Here is a 14603-nt window from a genome sequence, read left to right as displayed (position 1 = left end):
TCCTGAAGACATGCGGAATGGGGGGGGCGCTGCAGGGCCAAGGCCATGCGCACAGCATCTGTTGAACAGCAGGGGATTGCTCCCGTCAGTTCTTATCCCAGAATTCCGCTCTCTCCTTGTGTTTCATTTCAAATCGCTCAAGCTGCTCCTGTTCGGCAGGAGTTCTGGCGTTTTTTTTGGCCAGACCGTAGTGGTATTCGGTCTTTTTCTTGTTGTTCTTGTACAGGGAGCTGTAGGCGAGGTGCAGGTATCCTTTGAACAGGAGCTTGTTCTCGCCGAGCATTCGCCCGTAGTAATAATGGATTTCCGGATCCTCGGGGAGGTGGAGGAGCAGTTCGTCAAAATACTTGGAGGCTCCCTGTATGTCTCCGCGGTCTCCCAGGAGTCTGGCATAATAGAAAAACGCCATGTAATCTCTGGGGTTCAGCAGAATGGCCTTTTGCAGCAACTTGGAGGCTCTGTCCGGATCGCCTTTCATATAGTGGAAGCTGCCAGCCTCGCGGTTGATGAGGAAGTCTTTGGAGCCGCAGGCCAGTGCGTGGTCAAAGCTGTCAGCTGCATCCGTGATGCGGTTGAGGCGGGCAAGGGCGATGCCCCGTCCCATTATATTGATGCAGTTCTGCGGTGCGTCGTTGATTTCAAAATGGCGCAGGGCGATTTTGGGATCGGTGTAACGGGCGCGTATGAGCGCCTTGATTCTGTTGAACCGATCGTTGTTCTCCGTCTGTATGCGAACATCTGCAGGCAGAGCCTGTATGCGGTCGCTGAGCGACCGAATGCGCTCGTCCACGTCAGGGTGAGTGCTGAGATAGGCAGGCAGGGTGCCACCCATCTGCCACTGCTTTTTACGGATGGCCTCAAAGCCGCCGACCATTCCTTGGGGCGGGAAGCCGCCTCCCACAAGATAGATGAGTCCCACCTGGTCCGACTCGCGTTCATCCTGCCGGCTGTAGTTGAGCATGGCGCTCTGAGCGGCGGCAAGGGAGCCCACGGCAAGACCTGCGCTTGTATTGGGGCCACCGATGAACATTCCTGCCAGAGCACCGGCAAGTCCCATTACCTGCGTCTTTTTTGCCTTGGCGATACGCCCTGCGATGTGCTGCTGGGTTATGTGCGCCAGTTCGTGGCCCAGAATACCTGCAAGTTCGGACTCGTTTTCCAATTCAAGCAGCAGGCCGGTGTGCACGAACAGGTAGCCGCCCGGAACGGCAAAGGCATTCATGGAATTGTCCAGAATGACATTTGCCTCGAACTTGTAGGGCTGCGGTTTCATGTCGGTCTGCAGCCGCACGATGATGTCGTTGATGTAGGCGACTACTTCGGGATCTTCAATGAGGGGCATGCGCGACTTGATGAGAACGCTGAATTTGCGTCCCAGTTCAAGCTCGTCCTTCAGCGTAAAATCGCCGAACAGTTCGGAGATGTCTGCACGGCTGGCATGCAGGGGGGCGAGGGTCACCGTAACCAGCACGAGAAGCTGGATCAGTATCCGTTGCCACCGGAGCGGTGTCCGGTGGCAACGGGAACAGGCTAAAGCCCTTTTGCTTTTCATGTGTTTCCTAGAGCACGTCCCATACGGCACCGGCGGGGGTATCCCGCACGTCCACGCCAAGGTTGGTCAGCTCTTCGCGCAGGGAGTCTGAAAGGGCGAAATCCTTTGCCTTTCTGGCTTCCTGTCGCTGCACGATAAGAGCTTCCACTTTGGCAGGGTCAATGCCTTTGCGTGCCGCTCTGCACAGTTTGAGATCGTTGAGGAAGGCACCTGCATCCAGCGAGAACAGGCCGAGAATGCCAGCCCACCGGTCAAATGCCTCCTGCGCCTGAGTGAACAGGGTGCGGGCCCCTTCGGACTTGCGCAGGTTCTTGTCTTCAGTCACGCGGTTGATGAGACGCACGATGGTGAAAACATGACCGAGCGCCGCAGCCGTGTTCATGTCGTCGGCCATGGCGGTATGCCATGCGGCCAGACTTTCAGCGAATTCGGTGGTGATGTCTGCGGGCAGCTCTGCCTTGCTCCACTTGGCGCGACTCAGCTCCTCGGCCAGTTGGGCCTTGGTTTCGTAAATGCGCTTCAGGTTCTTTTCCGCATCATCCATGACTTCAAAGGTAAAGTCGATGGGGCTGCGGTAATGCTTGGTAAGCAGGAAGAAACGCAGGGTTTCCGGCAGATAGTTTTCCAGAATGTCACGGATGGTCTTGAAGTTGCCGAGCGACTTGGACATCTTCTCGGAATCCACCTGCACGAAGCCGTTATGCACCCAGTAGCGCGCCATGTGGTTGTCCGTGGCGGCTTCGGTCTGGGCGATTTCGTTTTCATGGTGCGGGAAGATGAGGTCAAGACCGCCACCGTGAATGTCCAGCGGCAGGGGCATGTGCTTCTCGCTCATTGCGGAGCACTCGATGTGCCAGCCGGGACGGCCTTTGCCCCAGGGGCTTTCCCAGAAGGGTTCGCCGGGCTTGGCAGACTTCCACAGAGCAAAATCCAGCGGGTCTTCCTTCTCTTCTCCGGGAGCGATGCGTGCGCCGGAGCGCATCTCATCAACATCGCGGCCGGAAAGCTTGCCGTATTCGGGGAAGGAACGGACGCGGAAATATACGTCGCCGGAAGGGGTGGAGTAGGCCTTGCCCTTGGCGATGAGATCCTCGCAGAGCTGAATCATCTCGGCGATATGCTCGGTGCACTTGGGTTCAATGTCCGCGCGCAGCACGTTCAGTCTGTCCATGTCCTCGTAGAAGGTCTGGATGTATTTTTCGGCGACTTCCGTGCTGGAAAGGCCTTCCTGATTGGCGCGGTTGATGATCTTGTCATCCACGTCCGTGAAGTTGCGGGCAAAGGTCACATCAAGGCCGGTGCTGCGCAGGTAGCGTACGAGCACGTCGAACACTACGGCTGAGCGGGCATGGCCGATATGGCAGAGGTCGTAGGCGGTAATGCCGCAGACATACATGTTGACCTTACCGGGAACGGCAGGAACGAATTCTTCCTTCTTGCGGGTGAGCGTATTGTACAGTTGCATGAGCGGCTCTTACTTGGCGTCAAAGAGGTCGATACGGCGCTGATGCCTTCCGCCCTCGAAAGGAGTTTCAATGAAAATGCGCGCCAGTTCCATGGCTACGCCGGGGCCGGTTACACGCTCGCCAAGGCACAGAACGTTGGCATTGTTGTGCTGGCGAGTGGCGCGGGCGTGAAATTCATTGGTGCACAGCGCGGCGCGGATGCCCTCATGGCGGTTTGCCGCCATGGACATGCCGATGCCGGTGCCGCAGACGAGGATGCCGAAAATATTATCGTTCAGCACCTTTTCGCATACCTTCTGTGCGAAGACGGGGTAATCGCAGCTGGTAGCGGCCGCAGGGCCGAGATCTTCAACAGTATAGCCAAGGCCGCTCAGGTAGGAGGTGAGAACTTCCTTCAGGGCGAAACCGGCGTGGTCGGAACCGATGCAGACTGTCTTGGTCATGATAACCTCTGTATGAATACCGCTAGGCGGAGTATGTATTGCGCTTGCAGGCCTGATCTCTGTCAGCGGCCTGTTCCTGCTCCTGACGCAGGCGGAGGATTTCTTCCTCAAGGAACTGGACCTGACGGGCGGAGCGAATCATGTCGAACGAAGGAGCGGCAGGTTCTTCGCCGGCTTCGGCCAGATGGGCGGCCGTGTAGCGGCCAAGCAGGGCGCATTCCTGTTCAAGGCGTTTTTCGAGCTGACGCACTTCATAGCGTCTGCCAATGCCAACGAGCATGAGCCGGATTTCTCCAAGCCACACCCTGAATCCGAAACGCAGGTTTTCAATAACCCCTGCATTGCTTGCCTGTCCCTTGTCGGCGGAAAAATCGGCGGCCATTCTATCCTCTCTGCTATGTCTTGCGCTACGGGCTCAGTTGCTCGGCAGCGGTTTGATCTGCGTGCCTTCCGGCATATCCAGTGTGAGTTGCTGAGCGGCAAAGGGCTCAGCAAGTGCGGAGCGCTCCTTGACGAGCAGCACCGCGCTTTTGTCCGTACCAAGGGAAATGGCATACTTCCCGGGCAGGGTCGTGTCGGTTTCGTCAAAGTTGTTCATGGTCAGGACCATGCGTCTGTCGCCGGTACCGACACTCCATTCCGTGGGCTGGGCGTCGGGACTCAGCTTGAGTACCCCTTCCACAGGTTCTGCGTCGTCACTTCCATGACCGCGGGCGGAAAGAGTGTAGGCAAAGCCGCCTTCGGGCACAAGGTCCACGTAGAGGTATTTTTCCGGAAAGACACGGTTGAAACGTCCGGCCATAAGGTGGCCAAGGTCATTGATGCCGAACGGGACCGGCAGCCCCAGACGGAGCAGGGCGTTGGCGCTGTTGCTGTTTACATAGGCCTTTCCCGCTCCCGGATCGTACGCCACGAATGAGTGGCTGTCTTGTCTGATGAGGGCAAGGGTTTTGCCCACTCCGGCCTCAAGGTCCATGCGCACGGGCGCTATGCCGTTGCCCCACGACCGCAATACGAGTCTGTGACCTGAATTGGGCGTGGAGTAACGCAGGGAGGCGTTAATACGGAATGGGCCTGCGGCTTCTTCACGTGCCTTGGCGTCTGCGATGTAGCGGTTCCATAGGGCCTTGGCCTGTGCCTGAAGTGCGGGATCGCTGATATGCGAAGGAGCCTGCTGCTGACGGGGGGCGCAGCCGGAAAGAATAACAACGGCGAGCAGCAGCATTGCGGGAATGCGCTGCAGCATCACACGGGTTGAAGTCATTCTATAATCCCTGAAGCTTCTTTTTCAGTTGATCCGGATTGCTGGGGTTGAGCTTCAGGGCTTCGCGGTAGCCCTTTCGCGCGTCCGTCTTGCGGCCCATGGCCTTGGCAATATCGCCGTAGTGTTCCCATATGATGGGGTCCTTGGCGCCAAGGGCGATGGTGCGGTTGATGGCGTCCCATGCTTGCTCAAGATTGCCGAGCTTGAAATGCACCCATGCGAGGGAGTCGATGATGAAGGCCTTTTCCGGCTCAAGCTTGAGCGCGGACTCGATGAGAACCAGCGCACGGTCAAGGTCCACGCCCTTGTCCGCCAGCGAATAGCCTACATAGTTGAGGGCTTCCGGATGTTCGGGGTCGTGGGTAATGACCTGTTCCATGAGTTCCAGCGCGTGTTCCCTTTCTCCTGCGAGATCGTACACCGAACCTCTGGTGAACAGCAGTTCCGTATCGTTGGGCCAACGTTTGAGAGCCTTGTCGAGTGCCGCGTGGGCTTCATCAAAACGCTTCAGGCTTGCCAGCAGGTCGATCCGCATATCCCAGAATTCTCGCTCCGAGGGGTCGGCCTTGATGCCCTGTTCGAGCAGCTCCAGCGCTTCGTCATAGCGCTTGAGCTCAAAGAGCATGTGGGTACGGAAGCGGACGCTTTTGCCCCACAGCCGGTCATGGTCGGGGATGTTTTCAAGCAGCTCGATGGCGCGGGGAAGGTCTTTGTCCGTATTGAAGGCGATAAGCGCGAGATGGAAGAAGACCTCGGAAGGAGGGGAGGGCATTTCGGCCAGAGGTTCCAGAAGCTCTCGGGCCTGTTCCGGAAAGCTCTCGTCAATGAACAAGGTCGCCGCCTGCAGCACAAAGCCCATGTCCTCAGGGCCTTCCTTGGCGATGGTCAGCGCCTTTTCCGGATGATTGAGCTTGAGGTTCAGCGCAATGAGTCTGAGCCAGACTTCCTGACTTGTTTCTCCCAGTTCGAGAATATGCTCGTAGGTCTTTTCCGCTGCCACGTAATCCTTCATCAGCTCATAGACATAGGCCAGCTCTGCCCAGGCCTCCACGAATTCGGGCTCGGACTGGACCGCCTTTTTCAGTTCCGCCTGAGCGTCCTTGTACTTCTTGAGCTGAACATAGGCTCTGGCAAGGTAGTAGCGCGTAACCGGGGTGTTTCTGACAGGCGATTTCTGGCGAAGCAGGTCTGCGGCTTCCTGAAACAGGTTGTTGGAGAGCAGAAGCTGGCCGAGCTGCTGGCGGGCAGCGCCGTCTTCCGGATGCTTGGCAATGAAGTCCTTGAGGATGCCGATGCTCTCGTCAACGCGCTTTTCGTTGAGATAGGTCTCGGCAAGCAACATGGTCAGCTCGAAATGCTCCGGATATGCCTCCAGTCCGCGCTTCACGATATCGCGCGCAAGGACACTTTCCTTGCGCTGGGTGTAGAAGCGGGCGGCATCGACATAGACTGACGCCACGGGGTTCAGCGCAAGCAGTTGCCGTATGGCTTCTGAGCCCATGCGCAAGTCGTTGGTTTTGGCTGCTTCCGCGAGTACAAGGTAATAGTATACCTTGGCCGCTTCAGGGGTCATGGGGTAGCTGGCTGGCTTTTCCGGAGCCTGAACGGGCTGTTGCTTTGCGCAGGCTGCCAGAAAAATGCAGGCGAAAATGAGAATGGCCACGCGGGCAACATGGCCCGGCGAATGGAGAAAAATGCTGTCGCGTTGTGCTGTTGAGGCGGAGGACATATGAGGGGATACCCTTGCTCTAGCGGTTGATCCAATCCTTGGAAAAATCCTTGATCTCACGGAACAGGTGGTCTCGGATCTTCTGGAGAAGCCGTGCTTCTATCTGGCGGACACGTTCTCTGGTGATATCGTACTTTTCGCCGATTTCCCTTAGGGTTATCGGGTCTTCTGAAAGCAGTCTGCCGTGCAGGATTTCCAGTTCCTTGTCATTGAGCTTCGGCTCTATGGTCTTGATATGCTCCTTTAGCATAGTGCCTAATTCGCTGTTTGCAAGCATATCTTCAACACCGGGGCCGAGGGCGGGCAGAAAATCCATGCGCGTGGCCGTGGAACCGTCGTCGCCCACGGGCAGGTCCAGCGACATGTCGCTGGCATCAAGGCGCTGCTCCATTTCGATAATTTGCTCTTCCGAAACGTTGAGACGCTCGGAAAGCATGGCGGAATCCGGCACGAAGCCTTGCGACATGAGGCGCTGGCGTTCCTTGTTCAGGTTGTAGAAGAGCTTGCGCTGCGCCTGTGTGGTGCCGATTTTCACCAACCGCCAGTTGTCCATGATGAACTTGAGAATGTAGGCCTTGATCCAGAACGAGGCGTAGTAGGAGAACTTGATGCCCTTGTCGGGATCGAATTTGTGCACGGCACGCATGAGGCCCACGTTGCCTTCCTGTACGAGGTCGAGCACATTCTGCATCCAGCGGCGCTGGAAATCCATGGCGATTTTCACGACCAGTCTCAGATGGGAGGAAACGAGACGGAAGGCTGCGTCCTGATCGCCTTCGTCCTGTACTTTGCGGGCGAGCTGGAATTCTTCGTCTGGCTTGAGCAGAGGGAACTTGCTTATCTCGCGCAGGTAGAGATGCAGAGAATCGCGGCTGGCGGATTTCCCCGGGGCGGAGGAGCTTGATACGGCGGGAAGGGCAGCATCAAGAGTAAAGTCGTCCGATTCGTCGTCATCAAGGTCAATGACGTCGTCGTCAAGGTCGAGACTTTCCTCCTCCTCTTCCTCTTCGGCTTCGTCCAGGACTTCAATGTCCTGTTCGGTATATTTCTTTGGGGTGGCGTCCTTGTCGGATGCGCTTTTCTTAGTCATTGTATATCTTTATGTGGTAGCTTTGGGTCTGTTCATGTGGCAGTCGCGGAATGCTTTTTCATTCCGGCTGTCAAAGGCTGGTCAGAATGCCGGAAAAAACGCAGTCCGGCAAGGTATCAACTATTAATACTATAGTTTTTGTTTGTCCTTTTCAATGTTTTTCAGTAGACCTGAGCGGACTTGGCCGAACTCCATGCGCCCGTCGGGGCCTTGCCGTCAGGCGCTTTTTCGCATTGTAACGTTCTGTTTCAGGAGCATCAGGTGGCAGATTTCAGAAGAGCCTTGCATGAAGGCCGTTTTGTATTTTTTGATGGTGGAATGGGAACCATGCTGCAGGCCCGCGGACTTACGGCCGGTGTAAGCCCTGAAGTATGGTGTCTGTCCAATCCTGATGTGCTCAAGGGAATCCATCTGGATTATGCCCGCGCGGGTGCCAACGTACTGACGACCAATACCTTCGGCGGCACGCGCTTCAAGATGCCCTCGGATATTAGCATACCGGATTTCAACCGCGCCATGGCCAATGCGGCCAGACGTGCTGCGGATGAAGCCGGGGGAAATGTCTTTGTTGCAGGCAGCGTGGGCCCCACCGGCCATTTTCTCAAGCCGCTCGGCGATCTGACCTTTGAGGAGCTTGTTGACGCCTACAAGGAACAGATCCGCGGTCTGGTGGATGGCGGTGTGGATCTTGTGCTCATGGAAACCCACTTTGACATCGCCGAGCTGCGTGCCGCCATTGTTGCTGCCCGCGAGGTGTGCTCCCTGCCCGTTGGCGCGTCCATGACTTTTGAAAACGGGGTAAGCTTGACCGGTACTTCGCCAGAGGTATTTGTCGAGACGGCAGTGAACATGGGTGTTGACCTTGTTGCCACCAACTGCAGTGCGGGTCCCGAGCAGATGGTGCCTGTGGTGGAGAAGATGCTTGCCGTCTCTTCCGTGCCGGTGCTGGTCATGCCTAACGCCGGTCTTCCCGAACTGGATGCGGCGGGCAACACCGTTTTCCGTCTTGATCCGGTTTCCTTTGCCGAACAGACCAAAAAGTTTGCCGAAATGGGCGTGCGTTGCATGGGCGGTTGCTGCGGCACCACGCCGGACCATATCGCAGCCTTGAGCAAAGCTGTTGCCGATGTGCCCTGCAAGCCCGTGGAAGATCGTTCTTCCGGCCTTGTAGTCACGTCCCGTGCTTCCCTTGTGCGTTTCGGCGTTGACTATCCTGTGCGTATCATCGGCGAGCGCATCAACCCCACCGGCAAGAAACAGCTTATTTCCGAATTGCAGAACGGCCAGTTCACCACCTGCATGATGTTTGTTCAGGAACAGTTGGACAGCCACGCACCGCTTCTGGATGTGAATGTGGGCGCTCCCATGGTGGATGAAACCGTGCTGCTGCCTGATCTCATCCAGCGCATCGTGGCGCAGCATCCCGTTCCGCTGGCAGTGGACACTTCCAATATGGACGCGCTTGAAAAGGCGCTGACCGTGTATCCTGCTTCCCCGCTGGTCAACTCCATCAGCGGCGAGCCCGGTCGCATGGAACGTCTTGGTCCGTTGTGCCGCAAGTTTGGTGCTCCCTTCATTCTTCTGCCGCTCAAGGGGCGCAAGCTGCCTGTGGCGGCATCCGAACGCATCGCCATTATCGAAGAGTTGCTGGCGCAGGCGGAAGCTCTGGGCATTCCTCGTCGGCTCATCATGGTGGACGTGCTGGCCCTTGCCGTTTCCTCCAAGGCGGAAGCAGCCAAGGCCTGCCTTGAAACCGTGCGTTACTGTACGGACACGCTCGGCCTGCCCACGACCATCGGTCTGTCCAACATTTCCTTCGGTCTGCCCGCGCGTGGCCTGCTGAATAGCACGTTCCTTACCATGGCAGCGGCAGCGGGGCTTTCCTCCTGTATCGCGCATCCCGGCAACGCACGCATCCGTGAAGCGCTGGCTGCCGCCGAAGTGCTTCTGAACCGCGACCCCAATGCCGAGAGATTCATTGCCGATTATGCCGAGTGGAAGCCCGGCAATGGTTCTGTCGTGGGCGGCGGTGTCGTTTCCGGCGGAGCTGCGGCTTCTGCGTATGAAGCTGTTGTAAAGGGTGACAAGGACAACGTCGTCGGCCTCATCCGCAAGGAGCTTGATGCAGGCCTTACCCCTTTTGAAGTGGTAAACCGCATGCTCATACCCGCCATTACGGAGGTGGGTGACAAGTATGAGAGGAAGGAATATTTTCTTCCGCAGCTGTTGCGCTCTGCCGAGACCATGCAGCACGGTTTTGCGCACCTCAAGCCCATGCTGGAAGATGAGGGCGGTTCCGAGGTCAAGCCCACCATTATCATGGCGACCGTGGAAGGGGATATTCACGATATCGGCAAGAATATTGTGTGCCTCATGCTGAGCAACCACGGGTTCAACGTGGTGGACCTTGGCAAGGACGTGAAAGCCCGGAGCATTGTTGATGCCGCTGCCGAACATGGTGCCAAGATCATCGGCCTTTCCGCGCTTATGACCACCACCATGGTGCGTATGCAGGACACCATCGATCTGCTCAAGGAACGCGGCATGCATGACGTAAAGGTCATGGTGGGCGGCGCTGTTGTAACGCAGGCTTTTGCGGACGCCATTGGCGCTCATGGCTACTCGCTGGATGCGGTTGCCGCCGTGCGTCTCGCCCAGACGCTTTCCGGAGAATAAGTCCTTACGAGGAACTCATATGAATAATGTTTTTTGCGGCATTTCCCGTAGGTTGTGCTTTCTCATACTGCTGATGACCTTGGCGGTCTTTGGCGCAGACTCCATGAGGGGGGCGGCTGTTGCCGGTGCTGTGCCGGAAGCTACAGCAGCCGATCTGCTCAAGATGATCAGGGCGGAGCGGGGCAAGGTGGTGGTCGTCAACTTCTTTGCCTCATGGTGTCCGCCCTGCAAGGAAGAGATTCCAGACCTCATCGAATTGCGCAGCAAGGTGGCGGCAGAAGACATGACGCTTCTTGGTATTTCCGTTGATGAGGACCCCAAGCAGTTGGAAGCCATGGTCGGCAGCATTCCCTTCAACTACCCCGTGTACAGGGGAGTGAAGGATCTGCCGGAGGTGTTCGCCATTTCTTCCATCCCCCGTTTGCTTATTTATGACAAGAGCGGCAAGCTGGTCATTGACCATGTGGGACTGGCTGAACCCTCGGCACTGGCTGCGAAGATTGATGAATTGAAAGGAAACTAGATGGCCGCACCATATATACGCAAGGCTCGCATGCAGGATGTGAAAGCCATTCACAAACTGCTTATGGAATGTTCCGGTCAGGGGCTTCTGTTGCCTCGTCCGCTTAACCAACTGTATGGCCATCTTCGTGAATTCTTTGTTGTGGACCCCGACGACGGCTCGCCTGTTGTTGGGTGTTGTGGTCTTGCCATTGCCTGGGATAATCTGGCGGAAGTCCGTTCTCTGGCCGTGGATGAGCGCATGCGCGGCGCCGGATTCGGTCGCAAGCTGGTGGAAGCCTGTTTGAGCGAAGCCGTGACGCTGGGTATTTACAAAGTCTTCACTCTCACCTATCAGGACAACTTTTTCAGAAAGATGGGCTTTGTCGAGGTAACAAAGGATACGTTGCCTCAGAAGGTCTGGGCGGATTGCATCAATTGCCCGAAGTTCCCGGAATGTGATGAAATTGCCATGCAGATCGAGTTATGATGCTGCCTGGTTAAAGGATGTAGCCATTATGCAAGTCAAAGAGTTGAAGGTTGTATACAGCGAGGAAGCCATTGCCGAAAGACTGCGCGACCTTGCCGCACAGATCAACAAGGATTATGATGGAAAGGAGCTGGTTGTCGTGTGCGTGCTCAAGGGCGCGTTCATGTTCTTCTCAGATCTGGTCAAGCTGATCACGGTGAATCCCGAAGTGGATTTTGTCCGTTGCGCCAGCTACGGAAAGGGAACGAGCAGCACCAAGACCATTTCCTTTACAAAGGACCTTGAAGTGTCCATTGAGGACAAGCATGTTCTCATCGTCGAGGACATCGTGGACACCGGTCACACCATGGCGTTTCTTATCAAGCAGCTGGAAGCGCGTGGTGCCAAGAGCATTCGCCTGACAGCCATTGTGGACAAGTTTGAGCGCCGTGAAGTGGATGTGAAAGTAGATTATCCCGGCTTTACGTTGCAAAAAGGGTTCATTGTCGGTTATGGCTTGGACTATGCTGAAAAATATCGTGAGCTTGGTGCCATCTACGAAGCTGTTGTCGAGTAGTGCGCATCAGGGTCCCGGACAAATGCGACCATTCTGCGGCAAGGCACCACAGGAAAAACAATGCATGTAACTTGTCCTAATTGTTCAACTAAATATAATCTTCCCGACTCAATGTTCAAGCCGGGGGCCAAGGCTCGCTGCACAGTCTGCAAGCACATGTTCCCTCTGGCTGGTGAGAAGGCGGCTCCCAGGGCTGCATCACCAAAGGACATGGGGGATGACTCCATTGCCGATCTTCTCGGTTCCTCCGACTCCGGATTCAATCTGGATGCGCCTTCCAAGAAGAAGCCCAAGGAGAAAGGCAAGAGCAAGCTTGCGCTTGTGCTTGTGCTCCTGATTGTACTGCTTGGCGGAGCGGGAGCAGGCGTATACTTCATGATGCCCGACCTTTTGGGGGTCGGGGAGAAAGAAGCACCAACGCCTGCGCCGAACGGAACCGAAGACGTCGCCGTTACGGATAACATCAAGAGCCTCGCCCTCAGAAATGTTCGGCAGTACTATCAGCCCAACGAAAAGGTCGGCCAGCTCTTTGTTGTTGAAGGCAAGGTCGTCAACAACTTCAGTACGCCCAAGGAACTGGTGAAGGTTGAGGTGACGCTGTTTGACACGAACAACGTGACCATCACCAGCAAGCAGCAGTATTGCGGTATTACCGTGTCCCTTTTCCAGTTGCAGGTTCTGGGGCAGCAGGAGCTTGAATCCGCTCTCAACAACAAGATCGAGATCTTGACCAACAACACGAATATCGCCCCCGGCGGTGAAGTGCCTTTCATGGTGGTTTTCTATAATCCGCCGGCATCCGTGTCTGAGTTTGGGGTCAAGGTCATTGAAGCCAAAGATCCGCCAAAGAAATAGAGCGGTTTCCTCGTGAAAACCAAAGAAATATACCACTGTTCCGCCTGCGGGGCTCATGCCCCGCAGTGGCGTGGACAGTGTCCGAAATGCGGGGAGTGGAATACTCTTGAGGCCCGGGTCGTGCATAAGGATCAGGCCAGACAGAGGGTGTCCGCTCCCTTGTCGTATCAGGCATCCCGCATTATGCCGTTGCAGGACGTAACCGACGAGCGCGACGAGCCGTTTGGTACCGGCATGCAGCAGCTTGACCGCATTCTCGGGAACGGACTTGTTCCCGGTGCGGCGCTGCTTATCGGTGGAGAGCCGGGAATAGGCAAATCAACGTTGCTGCTGCAGGTGGCCGGTGCGGTTGCATGCTCGGGCAAGCAGGTTCTTTACCTTTCTGGCGAAGAAACTCTTGCCCAGCTCAAGGGCAGGGCAGAGCGTCTTGGCGCATTGACGCCGGAACTCACTGCCGTCTCCACCTCCCGTCTTGATGACGTGCTCCCGGTGCTTGAGAGCGATACGCCGCCAGACCTCATCATCGTAGACTCTGTGCAGACCTTGACCTCCCTGCGTGCCGAAGGGCTGCCCGGCAGCGTGAGTCAGGTGCGCGCTGTCGCTACGGAATTGATCGAGATATGCAAGCGTGGCGGCATCACCCTGTTGCTGGTAGGTCATGTGACCAAGGACGGCCAGTTGGCTGGCCCCAAGTTGCTGGAGCACATGGTGGACACCGTTATTTCGCTGGAAGGCGACAGACGGCAGATGTACCGCATGCTGCGCGTGTTCAAGAACCGCTTCGGTCCCAATCAGGAACTGCTGGTATTCGAAATGGCCCAGCAGGGCATGTGTATTGTGGATGATCCTTCCACCTATTTCCTCGGCGCGCGCGATCCCGCCCTGTCCGGTACGGCCGTGGTCATGGCCATGGATGGGCAGCGTCCCTTCGCGGTGGAAGTGCAGGCTTTGGTCAGCCGCAGTTATCTTGCCATTCCACGCCGAACTGGGCTGGGGTTTGACGTGAACCGGCTGCACCTGTTGCTGGCGGTTCTGGAGAAGAGACTCCGCCTCAATTTCGGGCAGGTTGATATCTATGCCAAGGTCGGTGGAGGCATGCGCCTGCAGGATCCGGGCATGGACCTTGCCCTTGTGGCGGCTGTGCTCTCATCTTTCTATGACATTCCGCTGCCGGAGCGTTCTGTTTTCTGGGGCGAGGTGGACCTGAACGGACAGGTGCGTCCCGTAGCCGGGCAGGATGTCCGCCATTCTCAGGCGTCGCGCCTCGGCTACCGGCCGGTCTTTCATCCGGCAGGCAACGGCAGCGGCGGACTGGATACCATTCTTTCCTTGCAGGAAGCTCTTTTCAGGCGGTCCTGATCATGCGCCTTTGCAGGTTTTTACCTCTCTGCGCCCTGCCTGTTCTTCTGTGTCTTTGTGCTTCGAGTGCCTTTTCCGGAGGTGAAACCCTTCTCTTGCAACACGTCCGCCAGTATCTTGTGTCATTGCAAGATGGTTCGGATGTGATTGTTATCGAAGGTGAAGTCCGGAATATGACGGGCAATGCACTGTCTTATATAGGGGTGTCTGCTGTTTTTTACGACAGTTCAGGAGATGTGATCGGCTCCGAGCGTCAGTTGTGCGGCAACATTCTTCCTGCAGATGAACTCAGGAAGCTTTCGGCTGTCGGTATTCAATCTCGTCTTAGAATAACTCCTCATTTACACGGCACGCATATTCCTGTTAAATCGGACGAAACAGTGCCTTTTATGATTGTGTTTTCTGGAAATGAGCGGCCGCACGAGTTTAGTGTTTCCGCATATGTTTTGGATTTGGGGGCTGATAGATAGCTCTTGCAGCTTTGATGGTCAGAGCGGCAGGGTATTGCATATTGATGCTATTCGGTACTGGATGAAGCAGGGCTGCCTGTTTCATACGGTGTCGTAAGGGGACGACGCAAGGGAATTGCAGGTGCTGCCTGCGGGTGTTTGTGTCGACGGAG

14 protein-coding genes are annotated in these 14603 nt (G+C 56.4%); 7 read left to right on the top strand and 7 right to left on the bottom strand.

Annotation, left to right across the window (positions count from 1 at the left end; translation table 11 throughout):
* Positions 1–85: 85 nt before the first annotated feature.
* The 7 genes from N1030_RS05780 to N1030_RS05750 are packed head-to-tail and all read right to left on the bottom strand — an operon-like array spanning position 86 to position 7544.
* Positions 86–1552 carry a M48 family metallopeptidase gene (locus N1030_RS05780; RefSeq protein ID WP_265828253.1) on the bottom strand — a complete coding sequence of 489 codons (1467 nt, stop codon included), beginning with the start codon at positions 1550–1552 and terminating at the stop codon, positions 86–88.
* A gap of 7 nt (positions 1553–1559) precedes the next feature.
* Positions 1560–3017, bottom strand: coding sequence for a cysteine--tRNA ligase (cysS, locus tag N1030_RS05775; RefSeq protein ID WP_265828252.1), 1458 nt, complete (start codon positions 3015–3017; stop codon positions 1560–1562).
* 9 nt (positions 3018–3026) lie between these two features.
* On the bottom strand, positions 3027–3461 hold the full coding sequence (gene rpiB / locus N1030_RS05770) for a ribose 5-phosphate isomerase B (protein ID WP_265828251.1): 435 nt from the start codon (positions 3459–3461) through the stop codon (positions 3027–3029).
* A gap of 22 nt (positions 3462–3483) precedes the next feature.
* A complete protein-coding gene (locus N1030_RS05765; protein ID WP_265828250.1) occupies positions 3484–3843 on the bottom strand; it encodes a hypothetical protein in 360 nt (119 codons plus the stop codon).
* Positions 3844–3876: 33 nt separating this feature from the next.
* The gene (locus N1030_RS05760) at positions 3877–4725 is read right to left on the bottom strand and encodes a hypothetical protein (RefSeq protein ID WP_265828249.1); all 849 of its coding nucleotides are present in this window, start codon (positions 4723–4725) and stop codon (positions 3877–3879) included.
* Between the two features lies 1 nt (position 4726).
* Positions 4727–6454 carry a tetratricopeptide repeat protein gene (locus N1030_RS05755; protein WP_265828247.1) on the bottom strand — a complete coding sequence of 576 codons (1728 nt, stop codon included), beginning with the start codon at positions 6452–6454 and terminating at the stop codon, positions 4727–4729.
* A 19-nt stretch (positions 6455–6473) separates the two neighbouring features.
* Positions 6474–7544 (bottom strand): sigma-70 family RNA polymerase sigma factor, encoded by a 1071-nt coding sequence (locus N1030_RS05750; RefSeq protein ID WP_265828246.1) that lies wholly within the window; start codon positions 7542–7544, stop codon positions 6474–6476.
* Between the two features lie 261 nt (positions 7545–7805).
* Between N1030_RS05750 and N1030_RS05745 the strand changes: the two genes are divergently transcribed.
* From N1030_RS05745 to N1030_RS05715, 7 genes are all read left to right on the top strand, one after another.
* On the top strand, positions 7806–10220 hold the full coding sequence (locus tag N1030_RS05745) for a homocysteine S-methyltransferase family protein (protein ID WP_265828245.1): 2415 nt from the start codon (positions 7806–7808) through the stop codon (positions 10218–10220).
* Positions 10221–10239: 19 nt separating this feature from the next.
* Entirely contained in the window at positions 10240–10743 is a 504-nt protein-coding gene (locus N1030_RS05740; RefSeq protein ID WP_265828244.1) for a TlpA family protein disulfide reductase, read from the top strand.
* The gene (locus N1030_RS05735; protein ID WP_265828243.1) at positions 10744–11211 is read left to right on the top strand and encodes an N-acetyltransferase; all 468 of its coding nucleotides are present in this window, start codon (positions 10744–10746) and stop codon (positions 11209–11211) included.
* 28 nt (positions 11212–11239) lie between these two features.
* A complete protein-coding gene (hpt, locus tag N1030_RS05730) occupies positions 11240–11767 on the top strand; it encodes a hypoxanthine phosphoribosyltransferase (RefSeq protein ID WP_265828242.1) in 528 nt (175 codons plus the stop codon).
* Positions 11768–11827: 60 nt separating this feature from the next.
* Entirely contained in the window at positions 11828–12622 is a 795-nt protein-coding gene (locus N1030_RS05725) for a DUF3426 domain-containing protein (protein ID WP_265828241.1), read from the top strand.
* A gap of 12 nt (positions 12623–12634) precedes the next feature.
* Positions 12635–13981, top strand: coding sequence for a DNA repair protein RadA (radA, locus tag N1030_RS05720; RefSeq protein ID WP_265828240.1), 1347 nt, complete (start codon positions 12635–12637; stop codon positions 13979–13981).
* A 143-nt stretch (positions 13982–14124) separates the two neighbouring features.
* Positions 14125–14451, top strand: coding sequence for an FxLYD domain-containing protein (locus N1030_RS05715; protein WP_265828239.1), 327 nt, complete (start codon positions 14125–14127; stop codon positions 14449–14451).
* The last annotated feature ends 152 nt before the right edge of the window (positions 14452–14603 follow it).

Source organism: Desulfovibrio mangrovi (assembly GCF_026230175.1).
Taxonomy (GTDB): Bacteria; Desulfobacterota; Desulfovibrionia; order Desulfovibrionales; family Desulfovibrionaceae; genus Halodesulfovibrio; species Halodesulfovibrio mangrovi.
The sequence above is the reverse complement of the archived record's forward strand: the minus strand, read 5'-3'. Positions and strand labels throughout refer to the sequence as shown.

Coding starts and splice junctions, on each gene's coding strand:
- N1030_RS05725 (WP_265828241.1), top strand. CDS start 11,828: ATGCATGTAACTTGTCCTAATTGTTCAACTAAATATAATCTTCCCGAC.
- N1030_RS05760 (WP_265828249.1), bottom strand. CDS start 4,725: ATGACTTCAACCCGTGTGATGCTGCAGCGCATTCCCGCAATGCTGCTG.
- N1030_RS05755 (WP_265828247.1), bottom strand. CDS start 6,454: ATGTCCTCCGCCTCAACAGCACAACGCGACAGCATTTTTCTCCATTCG.
- hpt (WP_265828242.1), top strand. CDS start 11,240: ATGCAAGTCAAAGAGTTGAAGGTTGTATACAGCGAGGAAGCCATTGCC.
- rpiB (WP_265828251.1), bottom strand. CDS start 3,461: ATGACCAAGACAGTCTGCATCGGTTCCGACCACGCCGGTTTCGCCCTG.
- N1030_RS05780 (WP_265828253.1), bottom strand. CDS start 1,552: ATGAAAAGCAAAAGGGCTTTAGCCTGTTCCCGTTGCCACCGGACACCG.
- N1030_RS05740 (WP_265828244.1), top strand. CDS start 10,240: ATGAATAATGTTTTTTGCGGCATTTCCCGTAGGTTGTGCTTTCTCATA.
- cysS (WP_265828252.1), bottom strand. CDS start 3,017: ATGCAACTGTACAATACGCTCACCCGCAAGAAGGAAGAATTCGTTCCT.
- N1030_RS05765 (WP_265828250.1), bottom strand. CDS start 3,843: ATGGCCGCCGATTTTTCCGCCGACAAGGGACAGGCAAGCAATGCAGGG.
- N1030_RS05750 (WP_265828246.1), bottom strand. CDS start 7,544: ATGACTAAGAAAAGCGCATCCGACAAGGACGCCACCCCAAAGAAATAT.
- N1030_RS05735 (WP_265828243.1), top strand. CDS start 10,744: ATGGCCGCACCATATATACGCAAGGCTCGCATGCAGGATGTGAAAGCC.